This window comes from Kitasatospora sp. NPDC093679 (assembly GCF_040683455.1).
Lineage (GTDB): Bacteria > Actinomycetota > Actinomycetes > Streptomycetales > Streptomycetaceae > Kitasatospora > Kitasatospora arboriphila.
In genome coordinates this window covers 90,868-108,912 of sequence record NZ_JBFBDW010000018.1, presented here as the reverse complement: position 1 = coordinate 108,912, position 18,045 = coordinate 90,868, and the positions used below count along the sequence as shown (strand labels likewise).

Sequence of the window (18,045 nt, the reverse complement as noted above, 5' to 3'; positions counted from 1 at the left end):
CAGCGGTGGTACGGCGGCGGGGGACCCGCATTGCAGGGACACCCGGCGGGTGCGGGAATGTGCGCACCGATGCGCGTCCCGACGGAACCAGCCTATCGAAGACAGGTTCCACAGCGGTACACCCTGCTCGGCACCGATCTGCCGTGTTGCCGTTTGTGGCCGGATTCGATGCGGGAATGGGTCGGGAAATCGGCGCGGAATCAACACGTACGTGTCATCGCGGGACGGCCGCGGGCCGACCCCCGAAAGGGTCGGCCCGGGGCACGCGGTGCGGCTGAACCGCCGTCAGTCGAGCAGTCCGAGGCGGAGCGCGGCGGCCTCGGCGTCGACCGGGACGATCTCCGGGCGCTGCGGGGCGCCGGCCACCGCCCAGTCCGGGTCCTTGAGGCCGTTGCCGGTGACGGTGCAGACGATCCGCTGGCCGGGGTCGACCAGGCCGGCCTCGGCCTTGGCCAGCAGGCCGGCCACGCCGGAGGCCGAGGAGGGCTCCACGAAGACGCCCTCCTTGGAGGCCAACAGCCGGTAGGCGGACAGGATCTGACGGTCGGTCACCTTGTCGATGAGGCCGCCGGAGTCGTCGCGCGCGGCGATCGCGTACTCCCACGAGGCCGGGTTGCCGATCCGGATCGCGGTAGCGATGGTCTGCGGCGAGCGGACGGGGGCGCCGTCGACGATCGGGGCCGAACCCGCCGCCTGGAAGCCCCACATGCGCGGGGTGCGGGTGGCCAGGCCGTCCGCGGCGTACTCCCGGTACCCCTTCCAGTACGCGGTGATGTTGCCCGCGTTGCCGACCGGCAGGACGTGGATGTCCGGGGCGTCGCCGAGCATGTCGACGATCTCGAAGGCGGCGGTCTTCTGGCCCTCGATGCGCACCGGGTTCACCGAATTCACCAGCGCCACCGGGTACTTCTCGGACAGCTCGCGGGCGAGCGTGAGGCAGTCGTCGAAGTTGCCGTCCACCTGCAGGATCTGGGCGCCGTGGATGATGGCCTGGCCCATCTTGCCGAGGGCGATCTTGCCCTGCGGCACGAGCACCGCCGGCACCATCCCGGCCCGCACCGCGTAGGCGGCGGCGGAGGCCGAGGTGTTGCCGGTGGAGGCGCAGATGACGGCCTGGGCGCCGTCCTCCTTTGCCTTGGAGATGGCCATCGTCATGCCGCGGTCCTTGAAGGACCCGGTGGGGTTGGCGCCCTCGACCTTGAGGTACACCTCGCAGCCGGTGCGCTCGGAGAGCACCCGGGCGGGGACGAGGGGCGTGCCGCCCTCCAGCAGGGTCACCACGGGCGTGGCCGCGGTGACCGGCAGCCGGTCGCGGTACTCCTCGATCAGGCCGCGCCACTGGTGGGTGCGGGCGCCGCTCACTCTGCTCTCGGCGATGGCGTTCATGTCGATTACTCCCCTTCGACCCGCATGATGCTGGCCACGTCGCGCACGCTGTCCAGCGCGCGGAGCTTGTCGACCGTCGCCGACAGCGCGGCGTCGGTGGCGCGGTGGGTGACCACGACGAGCGAGGCGTCGCCGTCGCGGCCCTGCTGGCGCACGGTGTCGATGGAGACCCCGTGCTCGGCGAAGACGGACGCGACCTGGGCGAGCACGCCCGCGCGGTCGTCGACGTCCAGGCTGACGTGGTAGCGGGTGACGACCTCGTCCATCGGCTTGGCCGGCAGCTTGGTGTACACCGAGTCGCCCGGGCCGGTGGCGCCGGCCAGCTTGTTGCGGCAGACGGCGACCAGGTCGCCGAGGACGGCGGAGGCGGTCGGCGAGCCGCCGGCGCCCGGGCCGTAGAACATCAGCCGGCCGGCCGCCTCGGACTCCACGAACACCGCGTTGTACGCCTCGCGGACGGAGGCCAGCGGGTGCGTCAGCGGGATCATCGCGGGGTGGACCCGGGCGGTCACCGACTCGCCGTCCGCGGCGCGCTCGCAGATCGCCAGCAGCTTGACCACGCAGCCCATCTGCTTCGCCGAGGCGATGTCCGCGGCGGTCACCTCGGTGATGCCCTCGCGGTAGACCTCGGCGGCGGTCACCCGGGTGTGGAAGGCGATGCCGGCCAGGATCGCGGCCTTGGCGGCGGCGTCGAAGCCCTCGACGTCGGCGGTCGGGTCGGCCTCCGCGTAGCCCAGCGCGGTGGCCTCCTCCAGCGCCTCGGAGTACCCGGCGCCGGTGGTGTCCATCTTGTCGAGGATGAAGTTGGTGGTGCCGTTGACGATGCCCAGCACCCGGTTGACCTTGTCGCCGGCCAGCGACTCGCGCAGCGGGCGGATCAGCGGGATCGCGCCGGCCACCGCGGCCTCGTAGTACAGGTCGACACCGGCCGCGGCGGCCTTCTCGTGCAGTTCGGCGCCGTCCTGGGCGAGCAGCGCCTTGTTGGCGGAGACCACCGAGGCGCCGTTGGCGAACGCCGAGAGGATGTGCTGTTTGGACGGCTCGATGCCGCCGACCACCTCGACCACCACGTCGATGTCGCCGCGGTTGACCAGGGCCTGCGCGTCGGTGGTGATCAGGTGCTCGGGCACCCCGGGGCGCGGGCGGCCGGCCCGGCGCACGGCGATCCCGGCGAGTTCGACCGGAGCGCCGATCCGCGCGGCGAGGTCGTCGGCCGTCGTCGTCATGATGCGCGCCACCTCGGAGCCCACCACACCACAGCCCAGCAACGCCACCTTCAGCGGGCGCGTACGCATCATCCGACTCCGCTCTGCATTCTCGGTCTCCGCCGGGCAATTCCCCGTGCCCGACGGTATTCGGTCTCTACCAGTCTCCGGGACTTTCCGCACGGATCTACGGCCGGTCCATGATCTGAGACAAGGATTTCGTCAGCCGATATCCAGACGCAGGAGATCCTCCTCCGTCTCGCGCCTGACGATCACCCGGGCCGCACCGTCCTGGACGGCGACCACGGGAGGCTTGAGGGCGTGGTTGTAGTTGCTGGCCATCGACCGGCAGTACGCGCCGGTGGCCGGCACCGCGATCAGGTCCCCGGCGGCCAGGTCGGCCGGCAGGAAGGCGTCGCGGACCACGATGTCGCCGGACTCGCAGTGCTTGCCCACCACGCGGACCAGCATCGGCTCGGCGTCGCTGGTGCGGGAGACCAGGGCGACGGAGTACTCGGCGTCGTACAGCGCGGTGCGGATGTTGTCCGACATGCCGCCGTCCACGCTGACGTAGGTGCGCAGGCCGTCCAGCGGCTTCACCGTGCCGACCTCGTAGAGGGTGAAGGCGGTCGGGCCGACGATCGCACGGCCCGGCTCCACCGAGAGCCGCGGTGCGGCCAGGTCGGCGGCGGAGCACTCGCGGCGGACGATCTCCGCCAGCGAGGCGGCGATCTCGGCGGGCTCCCGCGGGTCGTCCTCGCTGGTGTACGCGATGCCGAGGCCGCCGCCGAGGTCGATCTCGGGCAGCTCGATGCCGTGCTCGTCGCGGATCTGCGCCAGCAGGCCGACCACCCGGCGGGCCGCCACCTCGAAGCCCGCGGTGTCGAAGATCTGCGAGCCGATGTGCGAGTGGATGCCGCGCAGCTCCAGGGCCGCCGGGTGGGCGAGCACCCGGCGGACGGCCTCGGCGGCGGCGCCGCCGTTCAGCGACAGCCCGAACTTCTGGTCCTCGTGCGCGGTGGCGATGAACTCGTGGGTGTGCGCCTCGACGCCGACCGTGATCCGGATCAGCACCTTCTGGCGGACGCCCTGGCGCTCGGCGACCGCCGCCAGCCGCTCGATCTCCTCGTAGGAGTCGACGACGACGTGGCCGACCCCGGCCTTCACCGCCTGCTCCAGCTCCTGCACCGACTTGTTGTTGCCGTGCAGCGCCAGGCGCTCCCCCGGCATGCCGGCGGCCAGCGCCACGGCCAGTTCGCCGCCGCTGCACACGTCGAGGTTGAGGCCCTCCTCGTGCAGCCAGCGGACGACCGCCTTGGAGAGGAACGCCTTGCCGGCGTAGTAGACGTCCGCGTCCGTGCCGAACGCGTCCCGCCAGGCGCGGGCCCGGGCCCGGAAGTCCGCCTCGTCCATCAGGTAGGCGGGGGTGCCGAACTCGGCCGCCAGCGCCCTCACGTCGAGGCCGCCGACGGTCACCACGCCGTTCCCGTCGCGGGTGACGGTCTTCGACCACACCTTCGGGTCGAGCGCGTTCAGGTCGCTCGGCGGTGCGAGGTAGTGCCCCTCGGGCAGCACGTCGCCGTGGCGGGGGCCTGCGGGGTGGGCGGAGCGGCTCATCTGTGGCTACTTCCTTGGCTTATGGCGAGGGGCGGCGCACGGTCTCCTTCGACCGTCCGCCGCCCCCGTCGTGCGCATGGGGGTCGTGCTTACATCCGCTCGGGGGCGGAGACGCCGAGCAGCGTCAGGCCGTTGGCGAGCACCGTTCGCGTCGCCTCGACCAGCCAGAGGCGCGCACGGTGCGTGTCCGTGAGCTCCTCGTCGCCCTTCGGCAGGAACATGCAGTTCTCGTACAGGCGGTGGTACTTGCCCGCGAGGTCCTCCAGGTAGCGCGCGACCCGGTGGGGCTCGCGCAGCTCGCCGGCCGTGGCGATGACGCGCGGGAACTCGCCCAGCGCGCCGAGCATGTCGTTCTCCCACTGGGTGGCGAGCAGTTCCGGCTTGAAGTCCTCGGCCGCACCCTTGTCGACGCCGAGCTCGGCGGCCTTGCGCGCGACGCCGCACATCCGGGTGTGCGCGTACTGCACGTAGAAGACCGGGTTCTCGTTCGACTGGCTGGTGACCAGGTCGATGTCGATGGTGATGGTGGAGTCGGTGGAGGAACGCGCCAGCATGTACCGCGCCGCGTCCACGCCGATCCAGTCGACGACGTCGTCGATGGTGATGATGTTGCCGGCGCGCTTGGAGAGGCGGACCTCCTGGCCGTCGCGCAGCATCTTCACGAACTGGCCGATGCGGACCTCGATGTTGCGGTCCATGTCGTCGCCGGCGCAGGCCGCGATGGCCTTGAGCCGGTTGACGTAGCCGTGGTGGTCGGCGCCGAGCATGTAGACGGAGACCTCGGAACCGCGGTCCCGCTTGCTCAGGTAGTAGGCGGCGTCGGCGGCGAAGTAGGTGGTCTCGCCGTCGGCCTTGATCAGGACACGGTCCTTGTCGTCGCCGAAGTCCGTGGTGCGCAGCCAGATGGCGCCGTCCCGGTCGAAGACGTGGCCCTGCTCGCGCAGCCGGTCGATGGCCTGCTCGACGGCGCCCGAGTCGTGCAGCGACTTCTCCGAGAACCAGGTGTCGAAGTGCACCCCGAACTCTTCCATCGACCGCTTGATCTCGGCGACCATCAGCGTGAGGCCCTCGGCCCGGAAGACCCGGAGCTGCTCGTCCTCGGGCAGGTCGAGCACGCCCGGCACGCCGTCGGTGATCGCCTTGGCGATGTCGGCGATGTACTCGCCGACGTAGCCGTCCTCGGGGACGGGCTTGCCGTTGGCGACGGCCTGCAGCGACCGCGCGAACTTGGTGATCTGCACGCCGGCGTCGTTGAGGTAGTACTCGGTGGTGACGTCGGCACCGGTGGCGCGCAGCACGCGGGCCAGCGAGTCGCCGACGGCCGCCCAGCGGACGCCGCCGATGTGGATCGGGCCGGTCGGGTTGGCCGACACGAACTCCAGGTTGATCGTCAGGCCCTTGAGGGCCTCGTTCCGGCCGTACGCCTGGCCGGCCTCGACCACCGTGCGGGCCAGCAGGCCCTGGGTGGCGGCGTCGAGGGTGATGTTCAGGAAGCCCGGACCGGCGATGTCGACCTTCGCGACGCCGGTGGTCTCTCGCAGGCGGGCGGCCAGCAGGTCCGCGACGGCTCGCGGCGGCATGCCTGCCGGCTTCGCGAGCTGGAGGGCCACGTTGGTGGCGTAGTCACCGTGGTCCCTGTTCTTGGGCCGCTCGACCGTCACGTGCTCGGGCACGGCGACGGCCAGCTCGCCCGCCTCGACGGCGGCGCTCACTGCGGCCTGGACTGCCTGGGAAAGCTCTGCGGGTGTCACGACGCCAAGCGTAGGCGAGACGGGGTGTCCGTCCGCCACCCGGTTTACCCGTTGAGACGCGTTGCACCAGGGAGCGGGACCGTCAAGGGCGATCTGTTCGCCGAGAGCGGAATGCGGCGGAGGGCTCGGGGCGCTCGCCGCCGCCGAAGGCGTAGCCGGACGGGCCGTCCCCGCCGGCCCCCGCCGCCGGGCCCTGCCGCACCAGCCGGCGCACCAGCGCGACCAGGTCCGCCGGGTCGAAGGGCTTCGCGAGGTAGCCGTCCACGCCCACCGACTCCCCGCGGTCGAGGTCGGCCGGCGTGCAGGCGCTGACGATGGCGATGGGCAGCGCCCGGGTCTCGGCGGAGGCGCGCAGCCGGGCGGCGGTCTTCAGGCCGTCGAGCCGCGGCATCACCACGTCCAGCGTCACCACGTCGGGGCGCACCCGGCGGACGACCTCCAGGCACTCGGCGCCGTCGGCAGCGGTGACCACCTCGAAGCCCTCGAGCTCGAGGTTCACTCTGATCAGCTGGCGGATCACCTCGCTGTCGTCCACCACGAGGACCCGCCCGGACGTTCCCGGCACATCACCGAGGGTAGCCGCGCGCCCACCCCCGCGTCCGGCCTTTCCCCACTTCCGCCCTCCGGGCCGCGGCCGCGCCGCCCCGCGAAACCCGTGCACGGATCACCCGTCGGGCCTGGTAGTGTTCTCCACGTCGCAGCAAGCGACGGCCGAAAGGCCCCCGTAGCTCAGGGGATAGAGCACCGCCCTCCGGAGGCGGGTGCGTAGGTTCGAATCCTACCGGGGGCACTTCACCGCAAGTGTCACGAAGGCCCGGGTCCACTGGACCCGGGCCTTCGTCGTGTCCGCGGGCTTCGCGCCGGACGGCGGACCCCGGGCTGAGCGTCCGTCAGCCGCTCGGGGACACTGGGCCGCACGCTCTGGTTCGTGCGACGGAGGAGACGGCATGAGGTACGCGGACGGGCCCACGGCGCAGGGCGGGATCCGGGTCGGGGCGGCGCCCTCGCGGGTCTGGGAGCTGGTGACCGACATCGGGCTGCCCTCCCGGCTCAGCCCCGAACTGCACCGGGTCGAATGGCTCGGCGGGGCCGTCGCACCCGCGGTGGGTGCGCGCTTCGCGGGCTTCAACCGGCACCCCGTGGCGGGCGACTGGCGGACGGTCTCGCAGATCGTCGAGTTCGACGCCGAGCGGGTCTTCGGCTGGGCCGTCCTGGACGCGGACGGCCGGTTCGGCGAGCCGGCGGACGACCTCCGGGACCGGATGGCCACCTGGCGCTTCGAGCTGTCGCCGCAGGCGGACGGCACCCTCGTCCGGCAGTCCGTGCGGATCGGGCCCGGCCGCTCCGGGGTCAGCGCCTGGATCGAGCGCATGCCGGAGCGGGAGGAGGAACTGGTCGCCCGCCGGCTCGACGAACTCCGCACCGGCATCGGGGCCACCCTCGCCGGGATCAAGGCGCTCGCCGAGCGCGGCCCGGCGGCCTACCGGCCCGGCGGCTGACGCGGCACCTGCGGGTGCGGGCCGCGGCGCGCGGTCAGGCCGGGCGGGTGCGGTGGGTGCGGTGCTTGACGAGGAGGGTGAGGGCGAGGACCTCGGCGGCGCCGCAGAGGACGGCGGCCCAGGCGGGGAGCAGCAGGACGCCGGGGACGAGCAGGACGGCCGTGAGGACGAGGCAGGGGACGTACCAGCCGAGGACGGACCGGGTCGGCTCGCCGTAGCGCAGGGCGATCGCCGCGTTGGTGGTGTAGAAGCCGAGCACGCCGCCGCAGAGCGCCCAGTCGGCGCCGGACGGCAGGTGGTGGGTGGGTTCCGCGACGGCGGTGCCGAGGGCGGCGGCGAGCAGGGTGACCGCGGCGACCAGGAAGTACGGCAGGTACATCACGGTGTCGCGGATGATCCGGTGCGCCCGGTCGGCCTGGGCGCGGCCGAGGCCGCGGGCGGCGACGGTCGTGCCCCAGACGAAGAAGACCGCCGCGAGCTCGGCGACCAGCAGGAAGGCGGCGAGGGCGGCGGCGCCGGAGGCGGCGGTGAGGTGGTCGGCGAAGGTCGCGACGACGGTGAAGACGCTCTCGCCGAGGACGATCACCACGAACAGGGTGATCCGCTCGACCAGGTGCTCGATCGACAGTTGGGCGTACAGCGCGGTGCCGTACTCGCTGCGGATCGCGAGCAGGGCGATCTCCAGGGCGATGGCGATCCCCCAGAGGGCGAACCGCCAGCCGTCCGGGAGGAAGGCGGAGACCGTCCACAGCGCGGCCGGGACGAGGCAGTAGGTCACCGGGCGCCAGAGCGGCAGTGCGGTCTCCCGGCGCAGGGCGGGACGCAGCCAGACCAGGAAGCAGACCACCCGCACCCAGGCGGCGCCGAGGGCGTAGAGCCAGGCGTGTCCGCCGAGGCCCTCGGGGGCGGCGGCGGCCATGACGCCGAGGCCGGGCATGGCGGCGATCAGCATGGGCTGGCTGAGCGCGCGGTCGATGTCCCGGCCGGAGACGTTGACGGTGGCCATCAGGTTGACCCAGGCCCACCAGGCCGGGAAGAAGAGCACCAGGAACCTGCCGAACTCGGCGCCGCCCGGGTCGCCGTGCAGGCCGCGGGCCAGGATGGCCACGGTCACCACGAAGACCAGGTCGAAGAAGAGCTCGAACCAGTCCGCCCGGCGTTCCTCGGGCTCGGCTGCGGCCGGCGCGCTGTCGGCGGCGGTCACGGTGTGCGGCACCTCCCGTTGTCCCGGTGCCGGGAGTGTACGGGGCAACCGGCGCACGCGAGCCGGAACGCGCCCCCGGCGCGCGCGAGGCAGGCGCGAATGCCCCGGGTCAGCGGAGGACGTCACTCTCCGGGGTGATCTCGGCGGGCACGCCGATCTCGTAGACCAGCCGGCTGCGCTCGGCCGCGAGGACGATGTCGGCGGTCTCCACGGGCAGGCTTCCGGCCCAGTGGGTGCGCTCGATCGAAAGCACGGTGGAGCCCAGCGCCACGTCCAGCGGGCCGGACTCGGCCTCCAGCACCGGGCGGGCGGTGACGTCCTCGGTGACCCGGGTGACGGTCAGTCCGATCCGGGCCATCCGCTCGACCACGCCGAGCCCGGCCAGCGGTCCGTACTCGGGCCGGGCGGCCGCGGTGCCGCCGGTCAGTGCGAGCGGCTCCCAGCTGGTGGAGAGCTGCGCGGGCCGGTCGGCGGCGAGGAAGACGTACTGGGTCTGCATGATCGGGTCGCCCTCGGCGATCCGCAGCCGCAGGGCGAGTGCACCGGTGGCCCAGGTCTTCTGGGAGTCGTGCGTCCAGTGCGGGACGCCGCCGGGTCCGGGGTCGCGGGACGCCCCGGCGAAGGGGCTGCCGGCCGCGTCGTAGCGTCCGCGGGGGATCCGGGCGGGCGCCGGACGACGGCGGACGTAGGTACCGGAGCCCGGACGGCCCTCGGTCAGGCCCTCGGCGTTGAGCACCCGGAGCGCCTGCCGGACGGGCTGTTCGGAGAGTCCGTGCTGGCGGCAGAGGTCGGCGATGCTGGGCATCCGCGCGCCCGGCTGGTGCTCGCCGGAGAGGATCCGCGAGCGCAGCAGGTCGGCCAGTCGCAGATAGGCCGGTCGCCCCAACTCGCCCACGTCAACCCCCGTCTCACGGATCCTCGGATCAGCTTGACAACGCCGTACGCGAGCTTTCAAGCTCGCATTCGAGGCTGACGATACGTGGTCGGCCGGCTGCGGAGTGTTCGTCGGAGGGGTGCAGCAGCATGATGTGGATCGCCCGGTTCCCCGGTGTGCCCGAGTCCGTGCGCGCGGCGCGGCGGATGGTCCGCGAGGCGCTCGGCCCCTCGCCCGGGGCCGAGGACGCGGCGCTGGTCGTGTCCGAGCTGGTGACCAACGCGGTCGTGCACAGCCGGTCCGGCGCGGGCGGCGTGCTGTGGGTGGAGGTCCGGCGCCGGCACGGGACGGTCCGGGTCTCGGTCACCGACGGCGGCACGGCGGCCGGCCCGGCGCCGCACGGCCCGCCGCCCCCGCTCCCGCACCGGCCGCCGGTCGACGCGGGCGACTTCGGCCGGGGGCTGCGGATCGTCGACGCGCTGGCGGCGCGCTGGGGGTCGGTCGGCGAGGCGGCCGACGGGCGGCGCACCGTCTGGGCCGAACTGGCACCCGCTCGGGGCGAGGGCCCGCCGGAGCGGCCCGCCGACCCCGCCGGCCCCGTCGGTCCCGCGGGTGACGTCCCTGCACCGGAGGCGGAGCCGCCGTCCGTCCCGGCGCGGCGCTGCCGGCTGTGCGGCACGCCGCGGCCGCCGCGTCAGGGTGCCGCGGTGACGGCCTGGCGGTAGAGGGTGGTCATGGTGTGGTCGAAGTACGAGCTGTAGGAGGTGTCGTCGGTGTCGCCGCCCTCCTGGTAGCCGCCGATGACGCCGACGACCTCGCCGGTGCGGGTGCTGATCCAGGGGCCGCCGCTGGTGCCGCCGGGGTAGCCGGGGCAGTCGATGCGGCGCTGGGTGGTGGACCGCCGGGTGACGGTGTCGGTGCACAGCAGCGGGGCCTCGGTGCGGGCCGGGTAGCCGTAGAGGCGGACCTGCGAGGTGAAGGTGTCGTCCAGCCCGAGGGCGTTGCCGCCGACGACGTCCTCGATCCGGTGGCCGTCGGAGGCCGGGGCGACCCGGAGGATCGCGTAGTCGGCGTCCTCGTCGCGGTCCTGCGTCCAGTCGTCGGGGGCGTAGATCGCGGTGACCTTCCAGCTGCCGTACGGGGCGCTGCCGTCGCGGTACGCGGGGACGAAGCTCAGGCCGTCGGTGCTGCCGACGCAGTGGGCCGCGGTGAGGACGAGGTCGCGGGTCGGGCTCTGCAGCACGCTGGCGGAACAGAAGTGGTGGCCCGGCCCGACGGTGCCGCTGAACAGGGCGCCGACCCGGGCGGCCGACGGGTCGGCGGGGGCGGTGGCGGTGGTGCCGAGGACGGGGGCGGCGTCGAGGACGGCGGTGGCGGCGGGCGAGGCGGTGGCGGGCGAGCTGCCGAGGACGTGGGCGGCGGCGAGCAGTCCCGCCGTGGCGAGGGCCGCCGGCGTGGCGAGCAGCGACCGGAGCCGGGGGCGGGACGTGCGGGGGCTGCTCATCGGCGAACTCCTCCTGACCGGGGGTGTCGGCTCCACTCTGGGCCGCCGGGCTGTGAAGCGGGTGATCCGAAGGTGGGAAAGCGGTGAGAGATCCGTACACGATCCCGCCCCGGCCCCGGAGGAGTCCAGGGCCGGGGCGGCGTGTCGCCGGGCCGGGGAGGTGCGGTTCAGCGCGGTTCGGCGGCGGGGCGGGCGGTGGCCTGGGCCGGTTCGGCCGCGGTGCTCCCGGCCTCACCGGGCGCCGGCCTGTGGTCGATCATCAGGAAGGCGATGACCGCGGCGACCAGCAGGATGCCCATGGCGACGGTGGTGGCGATCGCGTAGCCGTGCACCTGGCCCTGTTTGAGGACGAGCGGATCGGCCGCGTTGCGGGTGGCCAGCCAGGTCGCGGTGGCGCTGGCCGCGATGGTGTTGAGCAGCGCGACGCCGATCGAACCGCCGACCTGCTGGGCGCTGTTGATGATGGCCGAGGCCGCGCCGGTCTCGTTCGGCGCGACGCCGAGGGTGGCCAGGCTCAGCGAGGGCATGAAGACCAGGCCCATGCCGAAGCCGAGCAGCAGTTCGGCGGGCAGCACCATGGTCGCGTAGGGGCTGTCGACCTTCATCTGGGTCAGCCAGGCCATGCCGCCCGCGCCGAGCAGCAGGCCGGGGACGACGAGCGCCCGCGAGGGCACCCGGGTCATCAGGTTGGCCGCGATGCCGGTGGCGCTGATGATGATGGCCGCGGTCATCGGCAGGAAGGAGACGCCCGCCATGACCGGCGAGAAGCCCTTGACCACCTGCATGTAGTAGGTGAGGAAGAGGAACAGGCCGAACATGCCGATCACGGCCAGGCCGACGGCGATGGCGCCGCCGCCGCGGTTGCGGTCGGAGACGATGTGCAGCGGCAGCAGCGGGTGGTCGGTGCGGCGCTCGAAGAGGACGAAGACGAAGAGCAGCGCGACACCGACGCACAGCGAGGTCAGCACCAGCCAGTCGCCCCAGCCGCGGGAGACGGCCTCGGAGGTGCCGAACACGATCAGCAGCAGTCCGCCGCAGCCGAGGACGGCGCCGGGCAGGTCCAGCTTGACGCGGTGGCCCTTGGCGACGTGGTCGCGCTTCAGCAGGGCGTACGCGGCGAGGGCGGCGCCGATGGCGATCGGGATGTTGACGAACAGGCACCAGCGCCAGTTCAGGTACTCGGTGAGCAGGCCGCCCATGATCAGGCCGATCGCGGCGCCACCGCCGGCGAGGGCGCCGAAGATGCCGAAGGCGGTGGCACGTTCCTTCGCGTCGGTGAAGGTCGTGGAGAGCAGCGACAGCGCGGAGGGTGCGAGGAGTGCGCCGAAGGCGCCCTGCAGGGCGCGTGCACTGAACAGCATCCAGGGTTCGGTGGCGAATCCGCCGATCGCGGAGGCCAGCGCGAAGCCCAGCAGGCCGATCAGGAAGGTGCGTTTGCGGCCGAAGAGGTCGCCGATCCGGCCGCCGAGGAGCAGCAGGCCGCCGAAGGCCAGGGTGTAGGCCGTGATGACCCACTGCCGGTTGCCGTCGGATATGCCCAGGTCCTTCTGGGCGGAGGGCAGGGCGATGTTCACGATCGTCGCGTCGAGGACGATCATCAGCTGGGCGATGGCGATGACTGCCAGGGCCCACCAGCGACGGGGGTCGACCGCCTGCTCGTCCTGTGCGTGCTGGAGGGACACCGTGGGCCGCCTTCCGGAGGGGATGGTGGGAAGGGCGCACGCAGCGCTCCTCCCAGGGAATCTCTCGGGATGGCGAGGGGCAAGGTTTTTTGTCAGTAAATGTCTGAATTAGGACTAAAGTCCTAAACATCTCACCGTCTTCCGGCCGACCCCGGCCGGTCTCCGGCCCGGTCACGGGTCGCACCGGCCCGCCGCGGCGGCGGGCCGGTGCGACCCCCCGGGCGCGGGGATCCGACGGCTGCGGTCAGAGCGCGGACAGCTCCGCCACCAGGTCGTCGAGGCCGAGCGAGCCCTGCGACAGCGCGGCCATGTGCCAGGCCTTGAGGTCGAACTCCTCGCCGCGGGCCTCGGCCGCGGCCCGGGCGGCGGCGCGGCCGGTCAGCCAGGCGCGCTCGCCCAGCTTGTAACCGATGGCCTGGCCGGGCATGCCGAGGTAGCGGACCAGCTCGCTGTCCAGGAAGTCGGCGGACAGGCCGCAGTACCGGCCGAAGAACTCCCGGGCGTCGTCGGGCAGCACCGCCTCGCCCGGCTTGAACGGGGAGTCCGCCGGGAAGTCCAGGCCGGCGTGCATGCCGATGTCGACGATGACCCGCAGCACCCGCATCATCTGCGCGTTGAGGTAGCCGAGCCGGTGGCCGGGGTCGGTGAGGTAGCCGAGCTCGTCCATCAGGCGCTCCGCGTACAGCGCCCAGCCCTCCAGGTTGGCGCTGACGCTGCCGAGGGTGACCTGGTAGGTCGAGAGCCGGTCGGCGAGGTACGTCCACTGCGCGAGCTGCAGATGGTGGCCGGGGACGCCCTCGTGGTACCAGGTCGAGACGAGGTCCCAGACCGGGAAGGACTCGCGGCCGAGGGTGGGCAGCCAGGTGCGGCCGGGACGGGAGAAGTCGAGCGAGGGCTGGGTGTAGTAGGGCGCTGCGGCACTGCCGACCGGGGCGAGCCGTGACTCGACCTTCAGCAGCGGCTCGGCGAGGTCGAAGTGGGTGCCCTGGAGGTCGGCGATGGCGCCGTCCATCAGGCCCTGCAGGTAGTCGCGGGCGTTCTCCTCGCCCTTGATCGCCGGGCCGTCGGTCTCCAGCCAGTGCATCGCCTCCATCGGGGTGGCGCCGGGCAACACCTTCTCGGCCTCGGCGCGCATCTGCGCGTCCAGGTCGTGGAACTGCTCCCAGGCCCAGGCGTACGCCTCGTCGAGGTCGAGGGCGGCGCCCGTCCAGTAGCGCACCCAGCGGGTGTAGCGCTCGCGGCCGACGGTGTCCGGGACGTCGGCGGCGGCCGGGCCGTACACGTCGCGCAGCCAGTCGCGCAGGGCGGCGAGCGCGTCCGAGGCGGCGACGGCGGTGGCGGTCAGGCCCTCGCGCAGCGACTCGGGGGCGTCCTGCACGAACGCGCCGAACCAGCCGCCGGGGGCCTCGCCCTCCAGCCACTCGCCGATCTGGCCGACCACCGTGGCGACCTGGCGGGGGCCGGACAGCAGGCCGCGCTCGACGCCCTCGGCGAGGGTGGCGCGGTACTGGTCGAGAGCGGCCGGCACCCGGGCGAGACGACGGCCGATCAGCTCCCACTCCTGCTCGGTGCCGGTCGGCATGAGGGTGAACACCTCGCGCACGTCGTGCACCGGCGAGCCGAGGTTGCGCACCGCGCGGTACTCCTCGCCCGCTTCGTGCAGGGCGAGTTCGGCGGTGAGGCGCTCGCGGAGCAGACGGGCGCAGCGCCGCTCCGCCTCGTCGTCGGCGGTTCCGGCGGCCTCGGCGGCGTCGAGTTCGGCGAGGGTGGAGCGGGCGAGGTCGGCGAGCGCCGCGCGGCCGGCCGGTGAGAGGTCGGTGATGCGGTCGTCGTCCGGGTTGAGGCCGAGGTACACCGCGGTCAGCGGGTCGAGGTCGGCGAGGGCGTGGACGTAGGCGTCGGCGATACGGCGCGGGGTGGGGCCGTCGACAGCGGGGGTGATCGGTTCTTGGACCATTCGGCCATCCTGTCGCAGCATTCGGCGATTTCAAGACCCTTTCGGTACGGGCTCGCACGATTGACGGAGGGTCCGGCCCGCCCGGGGTGGACGCCGCGGCGCAACGGGTCACCGGGTGTGCGCGGGCCTGCGCCGAGGGTGCCGGGACACGACCGCGGCCCCGGTGCGGCCCCGGTGCGGCCCCGGTGCGGCCCCGGTGCAGCCCCGGTGCAGCGAGGTGCGGAAACGGGCGGTGCGGGCGCTCCCCCGCGGCGGGCCGAAGCCCTAGGCTGGCGGCCATGGCAGCCAGACCAGCGAGTTCTCCCGCCGCTCCCGCCGCTCCCGACGACGACGCTTCTACGGAGGAGCGGCCGCGCCGCGCCGCGTACCGCCGGCTGTCGGTCGAGCAGCGCCGGGAGCAGCTGATCGCGGTGGCGTTGGAGCTGTTCAGCTCGCGGCCGCCCGAGGAGGTCGGCCTGGACGACGTGGCGCAGGCCGCCGGCGCCTCGCGCCCGCTGGTCTACCGCTACTTCGCCGGCGGCAAGCAGCAGTTGTACGAGGCGGCGCTGCGCAGCGCGGCCGAGGAGCTGAGCCGCCGGTTCACGGTGCACGGCGGGGGTTCGCCGACCGAGCAGTTGTCGAGTGTGCTGGACGCGTACTTCGACTTCGTGGCCGAGCACGCGGCGGGCTACGGCGCGCTGCTGCGCGGCGGTTCGGTGGTGGAGACGGCACGGACCTCGGCGATCGTCGACGAGGTGCGGCGGGCGGCGCTGAGGCGCACGCTGCGGCACCTGGGGGTGCGCTCGCCGGGGCCGCGGATGACCCTGCTGGTGCGGTCGTGGATCTCCGTGGTGGAGGCGTCGGCGCTCAGCTGGCTGGACGAGGGCCGGCAGATCCCGAAGGAGTCGCTGCGGGACTGGCTGGTGGACGAGTTCGTCGCGATGAGCGCCGCGACGGCGGTGCACGACCGGCAGGCGGCCCGGATGCTGGCCGGGGTGCTGGCGATGGAGCCTCCGGACGGGCCCGCGGCCGCGCTGGTGGCGCGGCTGCGGGCGCTCCTGCCGGCACAGCCGGGCGCACCGGACCGGGGCAGGGCCTGAGGGCGTCTCTTGAACGGCGTGCGGATGGCCGGCCCGGGAGGTGCCCCCACGCGCCTGCGAATCGGCCTCCCGAGCGCCCTTTGAAGCCGGCCCCTACGCGCTGCCCAGGAGTTGGCACTGGCGGCCGAGGTCGCCGACTTCGAGTTCGACGACGTCGCCGGGGCGCAGGAAGGACGCGCCGGGGTGGCCGAGGGTGACGCCGGCCGGGGTGCCGGTGACGACGACGTCGCCGGGTTCCAGCACCATGAAGCGGCTGAGGTAGCGGACGGTCTCCAGCACCGGGAAGATCATGTCGGCGGTGCTGCCGTCCTGCCGCAGCGCCCCGTTGACCCAGAGCCTGAGCGGGAGCCGCTGCGGGTCGCCGACCTCGTCGGCGGTGACCAGCCAGGGTCCGAGCGGGGTGAAGGTCTCGGCGGACTTGCCCTTGTCCCACTGGCCGCCGCGCTCGTGCTGGAAGGCGCGTTCGGTGACGTCGTTGGCGGTGGTGTAGCCCGCGATGGCGGCCGCCGCCTCGGCGTCGCTCTCCAGGTAGCGGGCGGTGCGGCCGATCACCACGGCGAGTTCGGCCTCGTAGTCGGTCTTCTCGGCGCCGCGCGGGATGAGCACGGTGTCGTTGGGCCCGACCACGGTGTTGCTGGGTTTGAGGAAGACGACCGGTTCGGCGGGGATCGCGGCGCCGGCCTCGGCCGCGTGGTCGCGGTAGTTGAGGCCGATGCCGACCACCTTGCCGGGGCGGGCGACGGGGGCGCCGATCCGCAGGCCGTCGAGGTCGATCCGGGGCAGCGCGCCGGAGGCCGCCTCGGCGGCCAGTGCGGCGGTGGCCGCCCGGTCGAGGCCGGCGAGGAAGGCGCCGTCGATGTCGCGGGTGCGCCCGGAGAGGTCGTACGCGGTGCCGTCGGGGCCGAGGACCGCGGGACGCTCGGCGCCCGCGGGGCCGACTCGGAGGAGCTTCACTGGCCGTCACCACCTGGTTCGTCGCATGTCGACGGGAGCTCACACGCCTCGCCGCCCTATGCATCCGAGGTATATCAAGGGATCTGACCTGCGAACCAGTGGGTGACCTTCGGCGAATTCCTATCAATTCACACAAGGCCGGGAGGGCCGGAATCGGCTGGCCGTACGGTTGACAACCCGCCGCCCGGCTGACCACCGCAGGGCGCGACCGCCACCGCCGGCACCACCGGTCAGGTCTCGCGCTCCGGCCGGTACTCCTCCTCCGGTACTCCGAAGGTCCAGGCGACGCCGGCCCGGGCGGTGCGGGTCGACGGCGGCACGCGCAGCCAGTAGGTGCGGAAGGTACCGTCCGGCTCCGCGGTGGAGTTGACCACCTCGACCATCACCACCGGCTCGTCGTCCGGCAGGACGATCCGCCAGAGCACGCCGGTCTCGTCGCGGTGCAGCGGCTCGGCGCCGGACTCGGCGAGGTACCGGTCGTAGCCGTAGTGCTCCAGCATCACCCGGCGCAGCTCGGCGTTCTCCTCCGCGCGGATCCGCTCCGGGGTGAGGCCGCCGAGGCCGTCCAGGAAGTCCGCCGGCACCGGCATGCCGCGCCAGGCGTGCAGGGCGGTGCCGTCCGCCCAGGCGAGGGCCGGGCCGTCGGCGCGGTCGAGCCGGCCGGCCTCGTCCCGGTGCAGTTCGGTGGGCCGCTCGGCGATCAGCGCGACCTGCTCGTACGGCCACCACCAGCCGGTCTGCCGGGCGGCGTCGGCGAGCGGGGCGAGCGCCGGCCCGTCGAGTTCGCCGGCGGCGTCGAAGGCGGCCAGCCAGGGCGCGTCGTGCTGGCCGAGGACGGCGTCGAGCAGCGCGACCCGGACGGCCGCGCGGGCGGCACGCGCCCGGCTGCGGATCTCGGTGTCGTCGTCCGGACCGGCCTCCGGGGCGAGGCCGTCCAGGACGGCGCCGCGGATCCGGCCGGCCAGGGCCTGGTTCTGCGTCCACAGTTCGCCGCCGGTGAGCGCCCACAGCTCGGCCCAGCCGGGGGCGCCGAGCCGGGCGTGCACCCGGGCGCGGGCCTGCTCCCAGGGGTGGGTGCGGACCTCCTCGCGGACACCGGCCGCGCCCTCGGCGCGCAGCGCGAGCGCGGCCCGGACGGCGGCGAGCGGTGAGTCGTACCAGCGCACCTCGGCGGGCTCGGGCAGGCCGGCCGCGCGGTACGCGGCGCGCACCGCCCGTTCGGCCGCGGCGCGGTCCGCCGCTCCGGTGGCCGCCGCGGCGGCCCGCCAGCGGGCGGTCGCCCCGGCGGGGGCGCTCTGCTGCAGGGTGTCGGTCATCGTGCCGTCCTTCCTCG

At 73.6% G+C, this 18,045-nt stretch carries 15 protein-coding genes and 1 tRNA gene; 4 read left to right on the top strand and 12 right to left on the bottom strand.

Annotated features, from left to right (window positions below; translation table 11 throughout):
- Positions 1-285: 285 nt before the first annotated feature.
- The 5 genes from thrC to AB0O09_RS17535 all read right to left on the bottom strand — a co-directional run bounded on the left by thrC (position 286) and on the right by AB0O09_RS17535 (position 6,524).
- Positions 286-1,386, bottom strand: a complete 1,101-nt coding sequence (gene thrC / locus AB0O09_RS17555) for a threonine synthase (RefSeq protein WP_344625896.1) — start codon at positions 1,384-1,386, stop codon at positions 286-288.
- Positions 1,387-1,391: 5 nt separating this feature from the next.
- Positions 1,392-2,684: a homoserine dehydrogenase gene (locus AB0O09_RS17550; RefSeq protein WP_363542537.1), complete on the bottom strand. Its 1,293-nt coding sequence runs from the start codon at positions 2,682-2,684 to the stop codon at positions 1,392-1,394.
- A 129-nt stretch (positions 2,685-2,813) separates the two neighbouring features.
- The gene (gene lysA / locus AB0O09_RS17545) at positions 2,814-4,208 is read right to left on the bottom strand and encodes a diaminopimelate decarboxylase (protein ID WP_363542536.1); all 1,395 of its coding nucleotides are present in this window, start codon (positions 4,206-4,208) and stop codon (positions 2,814-2,816) included.
- Between the two features lie 89 nt (positions 4,209-4,297).
- Entirely contained in the window at positions 4,298-5,959 is a 1,662-nt protein-coding gene (gene argS, locus AB0O09_RS17540) for an arginine--tRNA ligase (protein WP_363542535.1), read from the bottom strand.
- A gap of 82 nt (positions 5,960-6,041) precedes the next feature.
- On the bottom strand, positions 6,042-6,524 hold the full coding sequence (locus tag AB0O09_RS17535) for a response regulator (RefSeq protein ID WP_363542534.1): 483 nt from the start codon (positions 6,522-6,524) through the stop codon (positions 6,042-6,044).
- A gap of 153 nt (positions 6,525-6,677) precedes the next feature.
- Here AB0O09_RS17535 and AB0O09_RS17530 point away from each other — a divergent pair.
- Positions 6,678-6,749 (top strand) — tRNA-Arg (locus tag AB0O09_RS17530).
- A 157-nt stretch (positions 6,750-6,906) separates the two neighbouring features.
- Entirely contained in the window at positions 6,907-7,458 is a 552-nt protein-coding gene (locus tag AB0O09_RS17525) for an SRPBCC family protein (RefSeq protein WP_363542533.1), read from the top strand.
- Positions 7,459-7,492: 34 nt separating this feature from the next.
- On the opposite strand, the gene AB0O09_RS17520 is transcribed toward AB0O09_RS17525, so the two are convergent.
- On the bottom strand, positions 7,493-8,662 hold the full coding sequence (locus tag AB0O09_RS17520) for a low temperature requirement protein A (protein WP_363542532.1): 1,170 nt from the start codon (positions 8,660-8,662) through the stop codon (positions 7,493-7,495).
- Between the two features lie 109 nt (positions 8,663-8,771).
- A complete protein-coding gene (locus AB0O09_RS17515) occupies positions 8,772-9,557 on the bottom strand; it encodes a GntR family transcriptional regulator (protein ID WP_363542531.1) in 786 nt (261 codons plus the stop codon).
- A gap of 128 nt (positions 9,558-9,685) precedes the next feature.
- On the opposite strand from AB0O09_RS17515, the gene AB0O09_RS17510 reads away from it, so the two are divergent.
- Positions 9,686-10,261, top strand: coding sequence for an ATP-binding protein (locus tag AB0O09_RS17510; protein ID WP_363542530.1), 576 nt, complete (start codon positions 9,686-9,688; stop codon positions 10,259-10,261).
- Here the strand turns inward: AB0O09_RS17510 and AB0O09_RS17505 are convergent.
- The 3 genes from AB0O09_RS17505 to AB0O09_RS17495 form a co-directional block, all read right to left on the bottom strand.
- Complete coding sequence (locus AB0O09_RS17505; RefSeq protein ID WP_363542529.1) at positions 10,231-11,040, bottom strand: serine protease; 810 nt, start codon at positions 11,038-11,040, stop codon at positions 10,231-10,233. The genes AB0O09_RS17510 and AB0O09_RS17505 overlap by 31 nt on opposite strands.
- 167 nt (positions 11,041-11,207) lie before the next feature.
- The gene (locus tag AB0O09_RS17500) at positions 11,208-12,722 is read right to left on the bottom strand and encodes an MFS transporter (protein WP_363542528.1); all 1,515 of its coding nucleotides are present in this window, start codon (positions 12,720-12,722) and stop codon (positions 11,208-11,210) included.
- Between the two features lie 244 nt (positions 12,723-12,966).
- Positions 12,967-14,679 carry a DUF885 domain-containing protein gene (locus tag AB0O09_RS17495; RefSeq protein WP_363542527.1) on the bottom strand — a complete coding sequence of 571 codons (1,713 nt, stop codon included), beginning with the start codon at positions 14,677-14,679 and terminating at the stop codon, positions 12,967-12,969.
- A 278-nt stretch (positions 14,680-14,957) separates the two neighbouring features.
- Here AB0O09_RS17495 and AB0O09_RS17490 point away from each other — a divergent pair, with 278 nt between their 5' ends.
- Complete coding sequence (locus tag AB0O09_RS17490; RefSeq protein ID WP_363542526.1) at positions 14,958-15,758, top strand: helix-turn-helix domain-containing protein; 801 nt, start codon at positions 14,958-14,960, stop codon at positions 15,756-15,758.
- 93 nt (positions 15,759-15,851) lie between these two features.
- Here the strand turns inward: AB0O09_RS17490 and AB0O09_RS17485 are convergent, their stop codons facing one another.
- Positions 15,852-16,712, bottom strand: a complete 861-nt coding sequence (locus AB0O09_RS17485) for a fumarylacetoacetate hydrolase family protein (RefSeq protein WP_363542525.1) — start codon at positions 16,710-16,712, stop codon at positions 15,852-15,854.
- Positions 16,713-16,942: 230 nt separating this feature from the next.
- Complete coding sequence (locus AB0O09_RS17480; RefSeq protein WP_363542524.1) at positions 16,943-18,028, bottom strand: DUF6745 domain-containing protein; 1,086 nt, start codon at positions 18,026-18,028, stop codon at positions 16,943-16,945.
- Positions 18,029-18,045 lie beyond the last annotated feature (17 nt).